Genomic DNA, 19,669 nt, shown 5'->3' with positions numbered 1-19,669 from the left:
GGCTTCCCGTCGCGCCCCGCGCGTCAGCGACGCAAGGTGAGGGTTCGGCCGCGTCAGCGACGCAAGGTGAGGGTTCGGCCGCGTCAGCGGCGCAAGGTGAGGATCAGGTCGGCGACCAGCGCGGTCCACCCGGTCTGGTGCCAGGCGCCCAGGCCGGCGCCGTTGTCGCCGTGGAAGTACTCCGGGAAGCAGATCAGGTCGCGCCAGTCCGGGTGCGTCTGGAACAGCTGGGCGGCCCCGTAGATCGGCCGCCGACCCCAGCCGTCGCGGGTGAACAGCGAGATCAGCCGCGCGGACAGGTCGTCGGCGATCTCGTCGAGCGTGCGCTTCACGCCGGACCGGGTCGGGTACTCGACCTGGAGGTCGTCGCCGAAGAACGCGGCGTAGTCGCGCAGCGCGCTGATCAGCAGGAAGTTCGTCGGCATCCAGATCGGGCCGCGCCAGTTGGAGTTGCCGCCGAACAGGCCGCTGGTCGACTCGGCCGGCTCGTAGCCGACGCTGAACTCCTGCCCGCCGAGCGTGACGGTGAACGGCTTGTCCAGGTGGGCCCGGGACAGCGTGCGCAGCCCGTACTCGGAGAGGAACTCGTCGGTGTCGAGCATCCGGGCCAGCAGCCGTACCACCTGGTCCGGGGCGACCATCGACAGCAGCCGCTGCTGACGGCCGTCGGGCCCGATCCGGCGGGCGCCGATCACCTCGGCGTACTCGGGGCGGTTGGTGAGGAACCAGCGCAGCCGGGCGCCCAGCTCGGGCAGCCGCCGCATGGTCCGGGCGGTGAGCCGGGTGACGGCTGCGAGCGGCAGCAGCCCGACCACCGAGCGCACCTTCAGCGGCACCTTCGTCCCGTCGGCCAGGCGCAGCACGTCGTAGAAGAACGCGTCCTCGGCGTCCCACAGCCCCTGGTGGTACGCCGCCGCGGCGATGTACGCGAAGTGCTCGAAGAACTTGGTGGCGGTGTCCACGTACGCACGGTCGTGCTCGGCCAGCACGATCGCCATGTCGAGCAGGTTGAGCGCGTACATGGCCATCCAGCCGGTGCCGTCGGACTGCTCCAGCACCCCGGCGACCGGCAGCGCGGCCGAGCGGTCGAACGGGCCGACGTTGTCCAGCCCGAGGAAGCCGCCCTCGAAGACGTTGTTGCCGCCGGTGTCCTTGCGGTTGACCCACCAGGTGAAGTTGAGCAGCAGCTTGTGCATCACCCGGGCGAGGAACTCGTGATCCCGGGAGCCGTCGATCTCGAAGACCTTCAGCGCGGCCCAGGCGTGCACCGGCGGGTTCACGTCCCCGAACGCCCACTCGTACGCCGGGATCTGCCCGTTGGGGTGCAGGTACCACTCGCGCAGCAGCAGGAGGATCTGCTCCTTGGCGAAGCCCGGGTCGACCCGGGCGATGGTGACGCAGTGGAAAGCCAGGTCCCAGGCCGCGTACCAGGGGTACTCCCACGGGTCCGGCATGGAGATCACGTCGAAGCTGTTCATGTGCCACCAGGCGCTGTTGCGCCCGTGCCGGCGGCCGGACGGCGGGGGCGCGGAGCCGGGGTCGCCGGCGAGCCAGCGTTCGACGTCGAAGTGGTAGAACTGCTTGCCCCACATGAGCCCGGCGATGGCCTGGCGCGCGACCAGGGCCTCGTCGGCGGTGGCGGCGGCCGGGATGACGCTGTCGAAGAACCGGTTCGCCTCGGCCCGGCGCGCCCAGAGCACGGTGTCGAACCCGTCGCCCAGGTCGGCCGGGGCGGGTGGCGCGGCGGCCGGCGGCGGCGCGGTACGGGTCAGCCGCAGCCGGATCTGCCGCTGCTCGCCCGCCGGTACGTCCAGCACGTAGTGCAGCGCGCCCTTGGTGCCGGTGCGGTCCGGGTTGACGGTGGCCGCGCCGGCCACGACGTGGTCGTTGATGCCGTCCTTCGGGTACGCCGACCGCCCGGGCAGCCCCCACAGCCGCTCGGCGTTGGTCTCGTTGTCGCACAGCAGCGGCACCGGGTCACCGTCGCCCTCCAGCAGGATCTGGCCGAGCACCCAGTGGTCACCGACGAGCCGGGCGCCGCCCCGCGCCCCGGCCTCCTCGCCGGTCAGCTTCGGCATCCGGTCGGTGCCCGGCAGGCCCCACGCCCAGGTGTTGCGGAACCACAGCGTCGGCAGCACGTGCAGCGTCGCGTCCTCGTCGCCCCGGTTCGCCACTGTGACCAGCACGCACATGTCCGTCGGCGACGCCTTGGCGTAGTCGACAGTCACCGCCCAGTACCTGTCGTCGTCGAAGATGCCGGTGTCCACCAGCTCGTACTCGGTGTCGTCCCGGCCGCGCAGCGCGTTCACCGCGACCAGCTCGTCGTACGGGAAGGCGGCCTGCGGGTAGTGGTAGCGCCAGCGCATGAAGGAGTGCGTCGGCGTGCTGTCGAGGTACCACCAGTACTCCTTGACGTCCTCCCCGTGGTTGCCGCCGTCGCCGCCGAGGCCGAACATCCGCTCCTTGAGGATCGGGTCGCGCCCGTTCCACAGCGCGAGCGCGAAGCAGAACGTCTGCCGGTCGTCGCAGACGCCCGCCATGCCGTCCTCGTTCCACCGGTACGCTCGGGACCGCGCGTGGTCGTGGGGGAAGTAGTCCCACGCCGTGCCGTGTTCGCTGTAGTCCTCCCGGACCGTCCCCCACGCCCGCTCGGACAGATAGGGGCCCCATGCGCGCCAGTCCTGCTCCCCGGCGTCGGCCTGGGCGAGCCGGTGCCGCTCGGGGTCGGGGGACGCGGAGGTCGACCGGTCGGTGATCACTGGCACATCTTCGACGCCGCCGGGGTACATCTCCACAGCGGCCATTGTCGCCGTGGCATGTCACACCTCGCTGCCGGTGGAGGAAAGTTGATCGACATCCGTTTCGGGCCGCGGGTCTGCGGCGAGCTGTCCGCCGCCGCCGCGCGGGAATGGCTGGTCACGGACGGGCGCGGCGGGTACGCCATGGGCACCGTCGCCGGACTGCGTACCCGCCGGTATCACGGGCTGCTCGTGGTGGCCGGTGACACGCCGGCGTCCCGCAAGGTGGGACTCGTGAGCCTCGACCCGGCGGTGACACTGCCGTCGGGGCGGCAGGTCCGCCTCGGCGCGCACGAGTGGTCCTCCGGCGTGGTCGACCCGCGCGGCTTCGAGCTGCTGGAGCGCTTCGACCTGGCCGACGGGGTGCCCCGCTGGCGCTGGCGCATCGGCGACGTGGTGATCGAGCGGGAGATCGCCATGACGTACGGCCGTTCCTGCGTGGCGGTGGTGCACCGGCTGATCTCCGGCGGCCCGGTGCGGCTGGACCTGGCCGCGGCCTGCACCTGGCGCGACGCGCACGGCGAGCGGCGCGCCGACGGCCCGGCGCCCCGGCTGGAACCGGCGGCCGGCGGCGCGGTGATCGACGGCGCGTACCGCCTGGCCGGGCCGGACTGGACCCCGGAGGGGCAGTGGTGGCACGGGGTGCGCCACCGGACCGAGGCCGAGCGCGGCCTGCACCCGGACGAGGACCTCTGGTACGCGGGCCGGTTCACCGGCGCGCTCGACGAGCCGGGCGCGACCGTGTCGGTGCTGGCCTGGGCGGACGAGCTGGCCGAGGAGCCGCCACCGGCGACCGCCGTGGTCGAGGCGGCCCGGCGGCGCAGCCGTGCGGTGGTCGCGGCGGCGGAACCCGGCGACGCGGTCGAGGCGACGCTCGCGCTGGCCGCCGACGCGTTCGTGGTACGCACCGCCACCGGCCCCGACGTGGTCGCCGGCTACCCCTGGTTCGGGGCCTGGTCGCGGGACACGATGATCTCCTACGAGGGCCTGTTCCTGTGCACGAACCGGGCCGACGAGGGCCGGGACCTGCTGCGGGCGTACGCGGCCACGCTGAACGAGGGCATGCTGGCGAACACGGCCGACACCGGCCGGGTCGAGTACAACACCGTCGACGCGACGCTGTGGTTCCTGCACGCGGTCCACCGCCACGTCACAGTCACCGGCGACACCGACCTGGGCGACGAGCTGCTGCCCGCGCTGCACGGCGTGGTCGAGGCGCACGTGGCGGGCACCCGGTACGGCATCGGCGTCGACCCGGCCGACGGGCTGCTGGCCCAGGGCGGCCCGCCGGACGTGGCGCTCACCTGGATGGACGCCCGGGTGTACGGGGTGCCGGTGACCCCGCGTACCGGCAAGCCGGTCGAGGTCAACGCGCTGTGGATCAACGGGCTGGCCGGGCTCGCCGAGCTGACCGAGCTGGCCGGACGCGACGCCGCCGGGCTGCACGCCCTGCACCACCGGGCCACCACCGCATTCCGGGAGCGGTTCCCCGCCCCGGCCGGCTGGCTGCACGACGTGGTCGACGCCCCGGCGCCCGCGTACCCGCTCGGCGGGGCCGCGCACCACGACGACGACCTGCTGCGTCCCAACCAGCTGCTCGCCTGGTCCCTTCCGCACGCCCCGCTGGAGCCGGACGAGGCCACGCTACGACGGATCACCGAGGCGCTGTTCACCCCGCTCGGACCGCGCAGCCTCGCCCCGGACTCCCCCGGCTACACCGGACGGCACCGGGGCGGGCCCGCCGAGCGGGACTCCGCGTACCACCAGGGCACCGTCTGGCCGTGGCTGACCGGGCCGCTGCTGGACGCGTACCGCCGGGCCGGGCTGCCCACCGACGACCTGCTGGTGGGGCTCGTGGGCCACCTCGCCGAGGACGGCCTGGGCTCGGTGAGCGAGACAGCCGACGGCGCGGCGCCGCACGCGGCCACCGGATGCCCGTTCCAGGCGTGGTCGGTGGCCGAGCTGCTACGCGCCCGGCGGATGCGCCGGTAACGCGTTACAGACCGGCAACCGGCGCGTCGCCGCCGGTTATCGACCCCTCGGCAGGATGGGCGGCGACCCCACCCGGCACCGCGGCGACGCCGCCGGGGTGGGGACGCCACAACTCAAAGGGGGCCGCGTGTCAGCTGACGCCGAAGTGATCGACATCCAGCCCGCCCGGCGCCTGCGGTTGCTGCTGCTCTCCTGGGAGTATCCGCCGGTGCTCGTCGGTGGCCTCGGCCGCCACGTCCACGCGCTGTCAGTGGCGCTTGCCGCCGCCGGGCACGAGGTCACAGTCGTCACCCGCCACGCCGAGGGCGCTCCCCTGGAGGAGTACGCCGACGGCGTCCGCGTCGTCCGCGCCGCCGAAGATCCGGTCCGGTTCCCGCTCGCCACCGATTCGCTGCTGGCCTGGACGATGGCGTTCAACCACACCCTCACCCGGGCCGCGCTGCGCGCCGCCTCCTCCGGCACCTACGACGTGATCCACGCCCACGACTGGCTGGTCGCGCACACCGCCGTCACGCTGGCCGAGCACCTGGACGTGCCGCTGGTGACCACCATCCACGCCACCGAGGCGGGCCGGCACCAGGGCTGGCTGCCGGAGGAGATGAACCGCACCATCCACGGCGTCGAGCACTGGCTGAGCAACGCCTCCGGCCGGGTGATCGCCTGCTCCGGGTACATGCGTGACCAGGTGGCCCGGCTGTTCGGCGTACCGGCCGGACGCATCGACGTGGTCGCCAACGGCGTCGACGACCGGGCCTGGCGGGCGCGGCCGCACGCGGTCGCCTCCGCCCGGGCACGCTTCGCCGCGGGCGGGCCGCTCGTCGGGTACGCCGGTCGGCTGGTCTACGAGAAGGGCGTGCAGCACCTCGTGCACGCCGTGCCGCACCTGGCGAAGCGGCACCCCGGCCTGCGGGTGGTGATCGCCGGGGACGGGCCGTACCGCGACGAGCTGGTCGACCAGGCGCGGCGGCTGCACGTGGGAGACACGGTCCGGTTCGCCGGTTTCATGGACGCCACCCAGCTTCCCGCGGTGCTCGCCGCCACCGACGCCACGGTGATCCCCAGCCTCTACGAGCCGTTCGGCATGATCGCGCTGGAGGCGGCTGCGGCCGGAGCGCCGCTCGCTGTGGCGCGTACCGGCGGGCTGGCCGAGATCGTCGAGCCCGGCGTCACCGGGGTGACGTTCCCGCACGGCGACCCGGACGCGCTGGCCGGCGCCGTCGACCGGCTGCTCGGCGACGAGGTCTTCGCCCGGCGGGTGGCGCGCAAGGCGCGCAGCATGGTCAGCCGGCGCTACACCTGGTCGGCGATCGCCGCCCGGACCGCCGCCGCCTACGCCACCGCCCGCCGCGACCACGACGCGTTCCAGACCCGCCGGGCCACCGCCCTGCTGGCCGGTGACCGGTCCCCGATCGCCGTCCCCGAGGGGAACCTGCTCGCCGGCGCGGCGAGTTAGGAACAGGACGCGCTGACATGCGATAGGTACCGTCCGATCCGTTGGCTATTGTGGACCACTGACCAGCGGTGAGGAGTGCGGTGCAGGAGGTAGTGATCGCCGGGCGGTACCGCCTGCTCGAACTGGTCGGCCGCGGCGGGATGGGCCAGGTCTGGCGGGCGCGCGACGAGGAGCTGCAACGCGAGGTCGCGGTGAAGCAGGTCGTGCCGCCGAACTGGCTCGCCGAGAACGAGCAGGACGAGCTGCGCGCCCGTACGCTGCGCGAGGCGCGGACGTCCGCGCGGCTCAACCACCCCAACGTGGTGCGGGTCTACGACGTGGTCCGGGTCCAGGGCGAACCCTGGCTGATCATGGAGTACGTCCCGTCGCGCTCGCTCCAGGAGATCATCGAGACCGACGGGCCGCTGCCGCCCGGCCGGGCCGCCGAGATCGGCCTGTCGGTGCTCGCCGCGCTGCGCGCCGCGCACGACGCCGGGGTGCTGCACCGGGACGTGAAGCCCGCGAACGTGCTGCTGGCCCGGGACGGGCGGGTGCTGCTCACCGACTTCGGGCTGGCCGTGTTCCAGGGCGGCGACGGCGCGATGACCCGGCCCGGCCTGGTCCTCGGCTCCCCCCAGTACGTCGCACCGGAGCGGGCCGCCGAGGGTGTGTCGAGCGTCGAGGCGGACATGTGGTCGCTCGGTGCCACGCTGCACGCCGCGGTGGAGGGCCGCTCCCCGTACGCCCGCAGCACCGCGATGGCCACGCTCGCCGCGCTCGCCACCCGGCCGCCCGACCCGGCCCCGCACGCCGGCCCGCTGGCGCCGGTGCTGGCCGGGCTGCTGCGGCGCGATCCGCGTACCCGCCTGGGGCACCGCGAGACGGCCCGCCTGCTCGGCGTCGCCGCGGTGTCGGAGGCCGACGCGGAGGCCGCCGGCTCTGCGGGCCGTACCACCGCTGCGTCGTCCGACCGGCCGGCCGGCGGCCGCGATGCCGACGTCCCGGCGGGTGACGAGCCGGGGTCACCGGGGAACCCGGCGGCTCCGGGCGGCATCTACCCGGACCTGATGCCGCCGGCCGCCGCCGCCCGCGCGTGGAGCCGGGCGGCGAAGCGCAGCGAGTGGGCCCCGCCCGCCGAGGGCGACCGCGCGCCACCATCCGGGGACGCGGCCGGCGCGGCTGGTCCGGCCGGTCCCTCCGGTACAGCCGGGCGCTCCGTCCCGGCCGCCCGCGCGGAGGCAGGGAGGACGTCGTCCCCGGCCGGCGGCTCGGGGGCGGTCGGGCGCGTGGACGCAGGCGGTCCCCCGTCCCCGGGCAGCCGGTCGGATGCGATCAGCCGTCCGGACGCGAACGGCGGCTCGGGTGCGGTCGGCGGCTCGGGTGTCATCGGCGGCCCGGCCGCGGCCGATGGCTCGGGTGCGGCCGATGGCTCGGGTGCGGTCGGCGGCTCGGGTGCGGTCGGCGGCTCGGGTGCGGTCGGTCGCTCGGCGGCGGTGGGCCGGGCGGCGCCACCGGGCCGCGCCCGGACCGGTGACCCGGAGCGGAGCCGGACCGGTGACCCGGAGCGAGGCCGCACGGGTGAGCCGGAGCAGGGCGCCCCGGACGCGACCCCGGACCCGCGCCGGAGCGGGCCGGCCCGCCCGGGTCCGATCAGCCTCGGCCCCACCGTCCTCACCAGCTTCGTCGACCCGGGCAGCCCGGCCGGCCCCGAGTCGGCGCCCCGCGCCGACGCCCTCAGCCCGGTGCACATCGTCGGCCACGGCGCCGCGCCGGTCGCCAAGCCTCCGCCGGTCGCCCACAGCGGACCGGTCGACAGCGGCGCGGTACATCCCGCCCCGCCCCGGCCCGCCGGGGTACCCCGCCCCGCCGATCCCCCGCTCACCTCCGGGGACGGGAACCCGCTGCACCGCTGGGGACTGGTGCTGGGAGCCGTGCTGCTGGCCGTGGTGACGGGTGTGGGCACCGCGCTGGCGATCACCAGTGGTCGCGACGAGACGCCGCAGGCGGGCAGTTCCACCGAGGCCGTCGCCCGCCCCTGGGACCGCCCGCCCGGGCCGGGCGTGCCGCCTCCGCCGTTCCCCTGCGTCCGGCCCGACGTGGCTGGCACGCCGGTCCGCAAGGGGCCGCCACCGGACGACCCGCCGGTGACCGTTCCGACCGGCTGGGTCTGGCCCGCCGACACCGGCGGCTTCCGCATCGCCCTGCCCGCCGGCTGGCTGCAACTGCGCTCCGGCGACACCACCTGCTTCCAGGACCCGGAGACGCGGCGCATCCTGGGCGTCGAGCCGTACCCGGGCGGTGATCCGGTGGGCCGGCTGAAGTCGTCCGAGCGGGATCTGACCTCGGCCGGCCGGCTGCCGCATTACCAGAAGGTCCGGCTGGAGTCCGACGGTCCCGGCGCGGCGTGGGAGTGCCGCTGGACCGCGCCCTACGGGGAACGGATGCGCGCGTTGCGTGTCCTGCCCGGCGAACGGGCCGGCTGGACGCTCGGCTGGACCACCTCCGACGCCGACTGGCCCGCCGCCTCGAAACAGTTCGCCGTCATCCGCGCGAGCCTCGGCACGGTCCGGCCCACCCGTACCGCGGGCTGATGCGGCGGCCGCGGCGCGCCTTCCCCAGTGGACCGTCCGGCTGATGCCCCGCTGTCACACGGGCTGACTACAGTGGCGTAGTTTTCTGGATCAAGATCTTCGGGAAGGGCGAGCCGAGATGATGGGACCGTCCCACGCGCTCTCGGGCGCGGCGGCGTGGCTGACCGGCTCCTGGGCGATGGCCCAGTTCGCGGACTACCACCAGACACCGCTGGCCCTGGCGGTGGGCACCGCGGTCTGCGCCGGTGGGGCGCTCTTCCCCGACCTCGACCTGTCCGGGAAGGTCACCCGCAACCAGGGCGGCGCCACCGTGGCCCGCACGTTCGGTGTGGTCAGCCTCTTCGTCGCCGAGGTGATGGAGAAGATCTCGCTCGGCGTCTACTACGCCACCAAGCTCAGCAAGGATCCCCGCCGCAACAACGGGCACCGCACGCTGACCCACACCATCCCGTTCACCGTGCTCGTCGGCTGGGGCACCACCGCGCTCTGCGCCCACTACGGCAAGTGGGCGGTGGTCGGCATCCTCTTCTTCATGATCGGCCTGGCGCTGCGCGGGCTGTTCGACCAGTGGGCCGAGCGCGCCGGCTGGGTGGTGGTCACGCTGGTGTCCGCCGCCGCGGCCTGGTTCACGTTCGCCAACCTGCCCGGCGACCGGGGCTATCCGATGATCGGGCTCGCCGTCGGCGTGGGCTGTTTCGTGCACATCCTCGGCGACATGATCACCCGGGCCGGGGTGCCGATCCTGTGGCCCATCCCGATCAAACGCCGGATGTGGACGATGATCGGCCTGCCCAACAAGATCGCCCTGCGTACCGGCAGCAAGGCCGAGACGGTGGTGCTGCGCACCGCGATGACGATCCTGGCCGTGCTGGCCGCGGTGGGGCTGGTCGCCCCGTCGGTGCTGCAGCGCTTCGACATCCAGGTGTAGGTCAGCCCGCCTCGGCGCGTACCGGGCGGGCGGTGGCCGTCCGGCGCCGGATCAGGCAGGCGGTCCAGCCCACGCCGCGGGCGGTGAGCGCGTACGCCGCCGTCGGCGGGAGGACCAGCAGCGCGGCGATCCCGGCCACCAGCGGCACCCGGGCGCCGGGCACGTCCGTGGCGACCGCCACCGCGGCTGCGTACCCAGCGGCCAGCACGACCGCGACGAGCCCGGCGAACGCGAGCGCCGGACCGGTCCGCCGCCTGCCCGCCGCCTCACCGAGCGCGACGGCCGGCGCGAACAGCAGCGGCAGCGCGGCCACGCCGAGCAGCGCCGCGATCAGCACCAGCAGCGGCCCGGCCAGCGGGCCACCCGGGTCGGCGCCGGTGACCAGCGCGTACGCCAGCAGACCGAGGTAACCGGCGACCGCCTCCGCGACGACGACGAGCCAGGCCGCCGTGGCTCCGGCGAGATGACGAGCGACAGTGGTGCCCACGTTGTCCCCTCCCCCGTGCGGACGGCGCCCGTCCCATGGGAACGGTAGCGCCCGGGGTGGCAGCAGGAAGGGGCCACCCAGCATCACTCTGGGTAGGGAAGCAGGCATCGTCGATCACCCGGGCGGACGATCGACGACACGCTAATGCGCATTAGTGCCGAGGTTCGCCTACTGTCGCTCGCCCGGTCGGCCCTTGTCAAGATCCCCGCCCGAACAGCTGCCAGAGAGAGTCGAGCGCGGCTACTAATGCGCATTACTCCAGGGAGTTCATCGAACGGAAATCTTCCGGCCACCCCTTGACAGGACGCCGGGACAGCAGAGAGGCTCCATCCCGACCCGATCGCTAATACGCATTAGCGGAAGTGGAAGGACCGACGTGACCCCTCCCCCCAGGCGTGTCACCCAGCGTGACATCGCGCGAATGGCCGGCGTCAGCCAGGCGACCGTGTCGCTGGTGCTCAACAACCGCACCGACGCCGACGTCCGGATCGCGCCGGAGACACGGGACCGGGTGTTGCAGGTCATCGCCGAGACGGGGTACGCCGCCGACCCGGCCGCCCGCCGCCTCGCCTCCGGGTTCAACCGGATCATCGGCGTCTTCACCTACGAGCCGGCCTTCCCCAGCGGCAGCCGGGACTTCTTCCACCCGTTCCTGCTCGGCATCGAGGAGTACGCCGAACGGGTCGGCTGCGACCTGCTGCTGTTCACCAGCGCCCCGGTGGTGGACGGCCGGCGGCGCATCTTCCACCAGGACAACCGGCTGCGGCTGGCCGACGGATGCATCCTGCTCGGCCGGGAGATCGACGGCGCGGAGCTGCTCCGGCTCAACCGCGACGGGTTCCCCTACGTCGCCGTCGGGCGCCGCGACGACGCCGGCGGGCCGGTGCCCTACGTCGGCGCCGACTACGCCAGCGCGGTCCACCGGCTGGCGGAGCGGGCGCTGGACCTGGGGCACCGGCGCCTGACGTACGTGGGCATGGGCACCGCGGCCGAGTCCTCGCACGACCGGCGCAGCGGTTTCCACGCCGGCGCGGCCGGCGCGGAGAGCGCCCGCCAGATCACCGCGACGGCGGAGACCGCCGACGCCACAGTGGACGACCTGCGGGCCGACGGCAGCACCGTCGCCTTCGTGGAGGACTTCGCCACCGCTGTCGCGCTGGAGTCGGCCGCCCGCCGCAAGGGACTGACGGTGCCCGGTGGCCTGTCCGTCGTGACACTCGGCGACCCGACCGTCCCGGTGCCCACCGACATCACGTTCACCGGGTTCCGCATCCCGCGCGAGGAGATGGGCCGCCAGGCCGTCGAGGTGCTGACCGGCGTCATCGACGGCAGCGCCGGCGGCCTCCAGCAACGGCTCCTGCCCTGCGAACTCGTCGAGGGCGACACCCTCGGCGTCCCTGGATCGGCGGCCGACCGGCGCTGACACGCCCGGCCGCGCAACTGGAAGGAAGCAAGTGGTACTAATGCGTGCGGACGTCCTCGTCGTCGGGGGCGGACTGGGCGGTGTCGCCGCGGCGCTGGCCGCGGCCCGTGCCGGCCGGTCCGTCATCCTGACCGAGGAGTTCGACTGGCTCGGCGGGCAGCTCACCAGCCAGGCGGTCCCGCCGGACGAGCACTCCTGGATCGAGCAGTTCGGCGCCACCGCGAGCTACCGGGAGCTGCGCGACGGCATCCGCGACTACTACCGCCGCCACTACCCGCTGACCGAGCGGTCCCGGGCGTGGACCGACCTGAACCCGGGCGCCGGCTGGGTGAGCCGGCTCTGCCACGAGCCCCGCGTCGCGGTCGCCGTCCTGGAGCAGATGCTCGCGCCGTACCGGGGGTCCGGGCGGCTGACGGTGCTGCAGCCGTACCGGCCGGTCGCGGCCGAGACAGACGGCGACCGGGTCACCGGCGTGACGCTCGCCCACCGGGACCGCGACGAGCGGATCGAGGTGGAGGCGCCGTACGTCCTGGACGCCACCGAGACCGGTGAGCTGCTGCCGCTGACCGGCACCGAGTACGTGACCGGGTTCGAGTCGCAGGCGCAGACCGGTGAGCCGAGCGCGCCCGCCGAGGCGCAGCCGCTGAACATGCAGGCGGTGTCCGTCTGCTTCGCGCTGGACCACGTCGACGGCGACCACACCATCGACCGTCCCGCCGGTTACGACTTCTGGCGCGACTACAAGCCGGACTTCTGGGGCGACCGGCTGCTGTCCTGGCGGTCGCCGCACCCGCGCACGCTGGAGATCGTGGAGCGCAGCTTCACGCCGAACCCGGACGACGACCCGCTGGGCGTCAACGCCGACCAGCGGCTCAACCCGGGCGACGGCAACCTGTGGACGTTCCGGCGCATCGCGGCGCGGCGCAACTTCGTCGACGGCGCGTACGGCAGCGACATCACGCTCGTCAACTGGCCGATGATCGACTACTTCGAGGGCCCGGTCATCGACGTGCCGAACGCGTCCTGGCACCTGTCCCAGGCGCGCGAGCTGTCGTACTCCGTCCTGTACTGGCTGCAGACCGAGGCGCCCCGCCCCGACGGCGGCACCGGCTACCCGGGGCTGCGGCTGCGCGGCGACGTGACCGGCAGCCCCGACGGGCTGGCGCAGGCGCCCTACATCCGGGAGTCGCGCCGCATCCGCGCCGAGTACACGGTGGTCGAGCAGGACCTCTCCCTCGCGGTACGCGGCGAGCACGGCGCGGTGAGCTACCCCGACTCGGTCGGCGTCGGCATGTACCGCATCGACCTGCACCCGTCGACCGGCGGCGACAACTACATCGACGTCGGCTCCTGCCCGTTCGAGATCCCGCTCGGCGCGCTCATCCCGCAGCGGATGGAGAACCTGCTGCCGGCCGGCAAGAACATCGGCACCACGCACGTCACCAACGGCAGCTACCGACTGCACCCGGTCGAGTGGAACGTCGGTGAGGTCGCCGGCCTGCTGGCCGACTTCTGCCTTGCGCGGGGCGAGTCCCCGCGCGCGGTCCGCGGCACCCCCCGCCTGCTGGCCGAATTCACGGACCGCATCTCGGCCGCCGGCGTGGAATGCCGCTGGCCGCAGATCGCGGGCTACTGAACCCCCGGTGAGGAGAAGAAAGTGAGATACGGAAGACTGTCCGGCCTGGTCGCGGCGACCATGACCGGTGTGCTCGCCCTGACCGCCTGCGGCGGTGGCGGCGACGCCAAGGACGACGGTCCGGCGAGCCTGCGGATGACCGTCTGGTCGGCGAACGAGGCGCACCTCAAGCTGTTCAACGAGATCGCCGACGAGTACCGCAAGAACAACCCGGACGTCGCGGAGATCAAGTTCGACCCGCTGCCGTTCGAGAACTACACCACGACGCTGACCACGCAGATCGCCGGCGGCAACGCGCCGGACCTCGCGTGGATCTTCGAGAACTCGGCGCCGGACTTCGTCGCCTCCGGCGCGCTGCGCCCGCTCGACGACACGCTGAAGAAGGCCGACGGCTACCAGTACGACGACCTCTCCCCCGCCACGCTGAAGCTCTGGCGAAACGACGGGAAGCTCTTCGCGTACCCGTTCTCGACCTCGCCGTTCGGCGTGTTCGTCAACAACGACATGCTCAAGAAGGCCGGGCAGAAGACCCCGGCCGAGCTGATCGCGGCCGGGCAGTGGAACTGGGACACCGCGCTCGCCGCGGCCGGCGCCACAGCGGCGAAGTCGGGCAAGGCCGGGCTCGTGGTCCGCGACTTCGACTACAAGGGCTGGGACAACCTGGCCACGTTCTGGACCGGCTGGGGCGCCCAGGCGTGGAGCGAGGACGGCCGCAGCTGCGGGTTCAACAGCCCGGAGATGGTCGAGGCGATGACCACGCTGCACAAGGCGATCTTCACCGGCAAGGCGCTGCCCGGTCCGGGCACGACCGCCGACTTCTTCGCCGGTGACGCCGCCATGACCGTCACCCAGATCTCCCGCGCCTCGCTGCTGAAGGAGAACGGCTTCGACTGGGACCTGGTCCCGCTGCCGGCCGGCCCGAAGGGCCCGTACGCGGTGGTCGGCCAGGCCGGCATCGGCGTGATGAAGAAGAGCCCGCACGCCGAGCAGGCCGCCGACTTCCTGGCCTTCTTCACCAACCCCGCCAACTCGGCGAAGCTGGCCCAGTTCTTCCCGCCGCCGCGGCAGTCCCAGCTGACCGCCGAGACGCTGGCCAAGACGAACCCGAAGCTCAAGCCGGAACAGCTGCAGAAGGTCGTCATCGACGGCATCACCAACGGCACTGTCAAGCCCAGCCACTCCGGGCAGGCCGAGCTGAGCCAGCAGGTGCGCGCCGCGCTCGACCCGCTGTGGAAGGCGGACGCGGACGTCAAGGGCGTACTCGACGGCGTCTGCTCCAAGATCCAGCCGCTGCTGGCGAAGTAGGGCCGAGGATCATGACCCAGACGGACACCAGGGTGGGCCCGGCTGCTGCCGGGCCCGCCCCGGGCCGGGCCCGGCCGTTCTGGACCACCCGCCGCCGGGACCAGCTCACCGGATACCTGTTCATCACCCCGCAGCTGCTCGGCAGCGTGGTCTTCGTGATCCTGCCGCTGGTCCTCGTGGTCTGGTACAGCCTGCACGAGTGGAACGTGCTGGCCGGCAGCTTCGACTACATCGGCACCGACAACTACGCCGCGCTGGCCGACGACCCCAACCTGGGCCCGGTGCTGCGGTCGACCGGCCTGTTCTCGGTCGGCCTGGTCGTGTTCAACCTCGGCCTGGCGTTGCTGCTGGCCGTCCTGCTCAACCAGAAGCTGCGCGGGACCATCGTGTTCCGCACCCTGTTCTTCTCCCCCGTGGTGGTCTCGCTGGTCGCGTGGACCATCGTCTGGGGCTTCCTGCTGCAGGACAACGGCGGCATCAACGGCCTGCTCGACACCATCGGCGTCGACGGCCCCAACTGGCTGCGCGGCGAGGGCACGGCGATGCTGTCGGTGATCGTCGTGCAGGTGTTCAAGAACGTCGGCCTGAACATGGTGCTGTTCCTGGCCGCCCTGCAGGGCGTGCCGGCCGAGCTGTACGAGGCCGCCGAGGTCGACGGCGCGAGCCGGATGCGCCAGTTCTGGCGCATCACCGTGCCGCTGATCAGCCCCACGATCATGCTCACGTCGATCATCACGGTGGTCGGCTCGCTGCAGGTCTTCGCGCAGATCGCGGTGCTCACCCAGGGTGGGCCCGGCACCTCGACCACTGTGCTCGTCTACTACCTCTACCAGCAGGCCTTCCAGTTCCATCACTTCGGCTACGGCGCCACGCTGTCGATCCTGCTGTTCGTCATCGTGCTCGCGCTGACAGTGCTGCAGTGGCAGATGCGCAAGAGGTGGGTCTTCCATGAATCGTGACCTGTCCCGGCGGACCAAGCTGGTGCTCTACGGGGTGCTGATGGTCCTGGCCGTCCCGTTCGTGTTCCCCACCTGGTGGATGGTCACCTCGTCGCTGAAGCCGGTGGCGGACATCTTCTCCTTCCCGCCGCAGCTGCTGCCGACCGACCCGCGGCTGGACGCGTACCAGCGGGTGTTCGAACTGCAGCCGTTCGGGCAGCAGTACCTGAACAGCCTCTACATCGCGCTGCTGGTCACCGTCGGCACGCTGGCCGTGGCGTCGCTGGCCGGGTACGCGTTCGCGCGGATCCGGTTCCGGGGACAGAACGTGCTGTTCCTGGTCGTCCTCGCGGGCCTGCTCATCCCGAGCGAGGTGACGATCGTGCCGCTGTTCCAGATGTTCTTCAAGCTCGACCTGATCGACACCCACTGGCCGCTGATCCTCGTGCCGATCTTCGGGGCACCGAGCGTGCTGGCGACGTTCATCATGCGGCAGTTCTTCATCAGCCTCCCCGGTGAGCTGGAGGAGGCGGCGCGGGTCGACGGGCTGGGACGCTTCGCCACGTTCTGGAAGATCGCGCTGCCGCTGTCCCGGCCCGCGCTCGGCGCGGTGGCCATCTTCACGTTCCTGCACAGCTGGAACCTGTACCTGGAACCGATCGTGTTCCTCTCCTCGCCGGACAAGTTCACCCTGCCGCAGGCGCTCACCCAGTTCGTCGACGCGTACGGCGGTCCGATGTGGGACGTCCAGCTCGCGGCGGCGTCGATGACCGCGCTGCCGGTGCTGGCGGTGTTCGTCATCGCGCAGAAGCAGTTCGTCGAGGGCCTCGCGCACACCGGTCTGAAGGGATGACCGGTCCGGTCGTCGGGATCGACATCGGCGGCACCAAGACCGCCGCCGCCCTGGTCGGTCCCGGTGCGCGGGTGCTCGGCCGCCGCGAGGCGCCCACCCCCGCGCGCGGCGGGCCGGCCGCGGTGCTGGACACCGCCGCCGGCCTGGCCGCGGACCTGCTCGCCGCCGCCGGCCCCGGGCCGGTCGGGGTGGGCACCGCGGGCACCGTGGACCCGGCGACCGGCGTCATCCGGTACGCGACCGACAGCCTGCCCGGATGGGCCGGCACCCCGGTCGCGGACGAGCTGGCCGCGCGGCTGGGCCGGCCGGTGCGCGTCACCAACGACGTCGCCGCGGCGGCGCTCGGCGAGTGCTGGGCCGGCGCCGGACAGGGCCGGGGGCACGTGCTGCTGGCCGCCGTCGGCACCGGCCTGGGCGGCGCGATCGTCAACGACGGGCGGGTCGAGGGCGGCGCCCGGGGCGCGGCCGGCCAGCTCGGGCACCTGCCGGCACCGGGCGCACAGCGGCTGCGCTGCGGCTGCGGCCGGTACGGGCACCTGGAGGCGATCGCCTCCGGCACCGGCCTGGCCGCCGCGTACGCGCTCGCCGGCGGTGACCCGGTCACCGGCCGGGAGGTGGCGCGGCGCGCGGCGGCCGGTGACGCGACAGCCCGGCAGGTCGTCGACCGGGCCGGCGCCGCGCTCGGCGCGGCCCTGGCCGGGCTCGTCGCCCTGCTCGACCCGGACGCGGTGGTGGTCGCGGGCGGCGCCGCCGCCACAGTGCTTCCCGCCGCGACGGCCGCCTACCGGGCGGAGCTACCAGGCGGCTGGGCGCACGTGCCGCTGCTTTCCGCGGCGCTGGGCGCCGACGCGGTGGTGGTCGGCGCCGCCCGGCTCGCCACCGCACCGATCCACCACGACGGAGGAACAAGCACGTGAGTGTCCTGGACGAACTGGCCGGCGGGCTGGTCGTGTCCTGTCAGCCCCTGCCCGACGACCCGGACGACCCGATGCGCGACCCGTACGTCCAGGCCCGCGTGGCGGCCGCCGTGGTGCGCGGCGGCGCGGTGGCGGTCCGGGTCAACGGTCCCGACGACGTGCGGGCGGTACGCGCCGCCGTCGACGTGCCGGTGATCGGGTTGTACAAGCACGGCACGCAGGGCGTGTTCATCACCCCGACCGCCGGGCACGCGCTGGAGGCGGTGCGGGCCGGGTCGCACGTCGTCGCGGTGGACGCCACCGACCGCCGCCGGCCCGACGGGCGGACCTTCGCCGACACCGTCCGCGCGGTGCACGAGCAGAGCGACGCGCTGGTCCTGGCCGACGTCGCCACTGTGGCCGAGGGTGTCGCCGCCGTCGAGGCCGGCGCGGACGCGGTCGCCACCACGCTGTCCGGCTACACGCCGGCCGGCCCACCGATCGACGGGCCCGACCTCGGGCTCGTGGCGCGACTCGCCGCGCTGCTGCCCGTACCGGTGATCGCCGAAGGGCGCTACCGGACCACGGAGCAGATCAGCCGGGCCTTCGAGGCGGGCGCCCACGCGGTGGTGATGGGCAACGCCGTCACCTCACCGCTGTGGATCACCCGCCGGCTGGTTCCGGCCACCCCCCGGGCGGCGAGCGCGCCGGAGAAAAGGGAGCATCGATGAAGAGAAGAACCCTTCTTGCGGCCACCGGCGCGGCCGGCCTGGCCACAGTCGCCCTCGGCGGCCCCGCGTTCGCCCGGCCCGCCGGCCGGCGGCCGAGCGTGGCGCTGGTGCCGCTGGACGACCGGCCGGTCAACACGTACTGCGCGGAGATGACCGGTGCGAGCGCCGACGCCGAGGTGCTGCTGCCGCCGCGGAACCTGCTGGGCCGTTTCTTCACCCCCGGTGACGGCGCCGGCATCGCCCGCTGGCTCGACAGCGTCGACGGCGTCGACGGGTACGTGATCTCGGTGAGCATGCTGGCGTACGGCGGGCTGATCGCCTCGCGTACCGCCGCACCGGCCCTGGCCGACGCGTTGCGCAACCTGGAGGCGATCCGGCGGCTGCGCGCACGCCGGTCCGACGCGGTGATCGAGGTGCACGACACGATCCAGCGGCTCGCCATCACCAGCACCGGCACCGACCTGGACAACTACCGTGACCTGCTGGTCCAGTGGGCCAAGCTGTACGACCAGGTGGTCAACCTGGGCCAGGAGTCGCTGCGCGGCCAGCTCGACGCCGTGCGGGCGCGCATCCCGGACGCCGTGGTCGAGGACTACCTGGCCGCGCGGGCACGCAACCACCAGGTCAACCGGCTGATGGTGGAGTGGGTCGCGGACGGGACGATCAGCCACCTGGTGCTCTCCGAGGACGACACCGCGCCGGTCGGCCTGGCCCGCGCCGAGCGGGTCGAGCTGGAGGCGCTGGTGGCGCGGCTCGGCGTCGGCGACCGGGTGGAGATCTTCCCCGGCGCCGACGAGGTCAACGCGCTGCTCGTCGCGCGGGTCGTCGCCGCCGGCGCCGCGCCCACCTACCGGGTGGAGTACGCCGGGGTGTCCGGCCAGGGCTGGACCGCCGCGCTGGAGGGCATCCCGTTCGCGGAGAACATCCGCCGGCACGTCACCTCGGTGGGCGGCCGGGTGGTGACCGGCGACGCGGACATCGTCCTCGCGGTGAACACCCCCTCGGCGGCGGCCGGACAGCGGGCCGCCGACCTGGACGCGTTCGTCGGCCGCATCGGTGAGCTGCTGGCCGCCGGCACCCAAGTGATCGTGGTGGACCCGCTGATCGTCAACAAGGGCGACCACGACCTGGTGTCCCGGATGGAGGCCCGCCTGGACCTGCCGGCGCTGCTGTCGTACTCGGGGTGGAACACCGGCGGCAACGCGCTCGGGCTGGCGCTCGCGCACGGCACCGCGCGGTGGGCGTACCTGCGCTCGTCCGGCAGCGGCTTCGGCGTGCCGGAGCTGCGCGGGCCGGCCCAGGCGCACGCCGAGTACCTGCTCTACCGGTTCGTCAAGGACGACCCGTGGAAGAACGTGGTGCAGGTCGAGGCGTACGCGCACGCCCGCGCGCAGGGCTGGGACCCGCTGGCGCTGACCGCCGAGCAGAAGCGCTACTTCGACGGCTGGGTACGTGACCGGCTGGTGCCGCTGACCGAGCGGTACTTCGCCGACCACTTCGCCGGGCGCAAGCTGGTGCTCGGGGTACGCGGACGCAGGACGTTCACCGCGACGCTGGACCGGGTCACCGCGGTGCGGGTCGAGCTGCCGTGGGACCGGCTGTTCGAGGTCACGCTGGAGCCGAGCCTGCGACTGCGCTGATCGGTGCGGGTGCGGTCCC

Annotated in this window: 14 protein-coding genes; 12 read left to right on the top strand and 2 right to left on the bottom strand. The window is 73.5% G+C overall.

What is annotated here, in order from left to right:
• Positions 1-83: 83 nt before the first annotated feature.
• Entirely contained in the window at positions 84-2,804 is a 2,721-nt protein-coding gene (locus IF06_RS0119820; protein WP_030272745.1) for an MGH1-like glycoside hydrolase domain-containing protein, read from the bottom strand.
• A gap of 42 nt (positions 2,805-2,846) precedes the next feature.
• Here IF06_RS0119820 and IF06_RS0119815 point away from each other — a divergent pair, with 42 nt between their 5' ends.
• The 4 genes from IF06_RS0119815 (at position 2,847) to IF06_RS0119800 (ending at position 9,741) form a co-directional block, all read left to right on the top strand.
• On the top strand, positions 2,847-4,790 hold the full coding sequence (locus IF06_RS0119815; protein WP_013287319.1) for an amylo-alpha-1,6-glucosidase: 1,944 nt from the start codon (positions 2,847-2,849) through the stop codon (positions 4,788-4,790).
• A 127-nt stretch (positions 4,791-4,917) separates the two neighbouring features.
• Positions 4,918-6,243, top strand: a complete 1,326-nt coding sequence (locus IF06_RS0119810) for a glycosyltransferase family 4 protein (protein ID WP_232236721.1) — start codon at positions 4,918-4,920, stop codon at positions 6,241-6,243.
• Positions 6,244-6,323: 80 nt separating this feature from the next.
• Positions 6,324-8,813 (top strand): serine/threonine protein kinase, encoded by a 2,490-nt coding sequence (locus IF06_RS0119805; protein ID WP_013287321.1) that lies wholly within the window; start codon positions 6,324-6,326, stop codon positions 8,811-8,813.
• 118 nt (positions 8,814-8,931) lie between these two features.
• On the top strand, positions 8,932-9,741 hold the full coding sequence (locus tag IF06_RS0119800) for a metal-dependent hydrolase (protein ID WP_013287322.1): 810 nt from the start codon (positions 8,932-8,934) through the stop codon (positions 9,739-9,741).
• A gap of 1 nt (position 9,742) precedes the next feature.
• Here IF06_RS0119800 and IF06_RS0119795 read toward each other — a convergent pair whose 3' ends face one another.
• Positions 9,743-10,228: a hypothetical protein gene (locus IF06_RS0119795; RefSeq protein ID WP_013287323.1), complete on the bottom strand. Its 486-nt coding sequence runs from the start codon at positions 10,226-10,228 to the stop codon at positions 9,743-9,745.
• 376 nt (positions 10,229-10,604) lie between these two features.
• On the opposite strand from IF06_RS0119795, the gene IF06_RS0119790 reads away from it, so the two are divergent.
• From IF06_RS0119790 to IF06_RS0119755, 8 genes are read left to right on the top strand one after another with little or no spacing between them, the layout of a single operon-like run.
• Entirely contained in the window at positions 10,605-11,651 is a 1,047-nt protein-coding gene (locus tag IF06_RS0119790) for a LacI family DNA-binding transcriptional regulator (RefSeq protein WP_013287324.1), read from the top strand.
• A 40-nt stretch (positions 11,652-11,691) separates the two neighbouring features.
• Positions 11,692-13,287 carry an FAD-dependent oxidoreductase gene (locus IF06_RS0119785; RefSeq protein WP_030272743.1) on the top strand — a complete coding sequence of 532 codons (1,596 nt, stop codon included), beginning with the start codon at positions 11,692-11,694 and terminating at the stop codon, positions 13,285-13,287.
• Positions 13,288-13,308: 21 nt separating this feature from the next.
• Positions 13,309-14,592, top strand: coding sequence for an ABC transporter substrate-binding protein (locus IF06_RS0119780; RefSeq protein ID WP_013287326.1), 1,284 nt, complete (start codon positions 13,309-13,311; stop codon positions 14,590-14,592).
• Positions 14,593-14,603: 11 nt separating this feature from the next.
• The gene (locus IF06_RS0119775; protein WP_013287327.1) at positions 14,604-15,551 is read left to right on the top strand and encodes a carbohydrate ABC transporter permease; all 948 of its coding nucleotides are present in this window, start codon (positions 14,604-14,606) and stop codon (positions 15,549-15,551) included.
• Complete coding sequence (locus tag IF06_RS0119770; RefSeq protein ID WP_013287328.1) at positions 15,541-16,383, top strand: carbohydrate ABC transporter permease; 843 nt, start codon at positions 15,541-15,543, stop codon at positions 16,381-16,383. The genes IF06_RS0119775 and IF06_RS0119770 overlap by 11 nt, the downstream gene beginning before the upstream one ends.
• The gene (locus tag IF06_RS0119765) at positions 16,380-17,300 is read left to right on the top strand and encodes an ROK family protein (protein WP_013287329.1); all 921 of its coding nucleotides are present in this window, start codon (positions 16,380-16,382) and stop codon (positions 17,298-17,300) included. The genes IF06_RS0119770 and IF06_RS0119765 overlap by 4 nt, the downstream gene beginning before the upstream one ends.
• Entirely contained in the window at positions 17,297-18,010 is a 714-nt protein-coding gene (locus IF06_RS0119760) for an N-acetylmannosamine-6-phosphate 2-epimerase (protein ID WP_013287330.1), read from the top strand. The genes IF06_RS0119765 and IF06_RS0119760 overlap by 4 nt, the downstream gene beginning before the upstream one ends.
• The gene (locus IF06_RS0119755; protein WP_030272741.1) at positions 18,007-19,650 is read left to right on the top strand and encodes a DUF4127 family protein; all 1,644 of its coding nucleotides are present in this window, start codon (positions 18,007-18,009) and stop codon (positions 19,648-19,650) included. The genes IF06_RS0119760 and IF06_RS0119755 overlap by 4 nt, the downstream gene beginning before the upstream one ends.
• The last annotated feature ends 19 nt before the right edge of the window (positions 19,651-19,669 follow it).

It is taken from the genome of Micromonospora globosa, assembly GCF_000717585.1.
GTDB lineage: Bacteria > Actinomycetota > Actinomycetes > Mycobacteriales > Micromonosporaceae > Micromonospora > Micromonospora aurantiaca.
Note: the sequence above shows the minus strand (reverse complement) of the source record. Positions and strands in the feature narration are given on the sequence as shown.

Bases quoted from the DNA above. Each gene is read 5' to 3' on its own strand.
- IF06_RS0119800 (WP_013287322.1), top strand. From the start codon at position 8,932: ATGATGGGACCGTCCCACGCGCTCTCGGGCGCGGCGGCGTGGCTGACC.
- IF06_RS0119820 (WP_030272745.1), bottom strand. From the start codon at position 2,804: ATGGCCGCTGTGGAGATGTACCCCGGCGGCGTCGAAGATGTGCCAGTG.
- IF06_RS0119775 (WP_013287327.1), top strand. From the start codon at position 14,604: ATGACCCAGACGGACACCAGGGTGGGCCCGGCTGCTGCCGGGCCCGCC.
- IF06_RS0119755 (WP_030272741.1), top strand. From the start codon at position 18,007: ATGAAGAGAAGAACCCTTCTTGCGGCCACCGGCGCGGCCGGCCTGGCC.
- IF06_RS0119765 (WP_013287329.1), top strand. From the start codon at position 16,380: ATGACCGGTCCGGTCGTCGGGATCGACATCGGCGGCACCAAGACCGCC.
- IF06_RS0119785 (WP_030272743.1), top strand. From the start codon at position 11,692: ATGCGTGCGGACGTCCTCGTCGTCGGGGGCGGACTGGGCGGTGTCGCC.
- IF06_RS0119770 (WP_013287328.1), top strand. From the start codon at position 15,541: ATGAATCGTGACCTGTCCCGGCGGACCAAGCTGGTGCTCTACGGGGTG.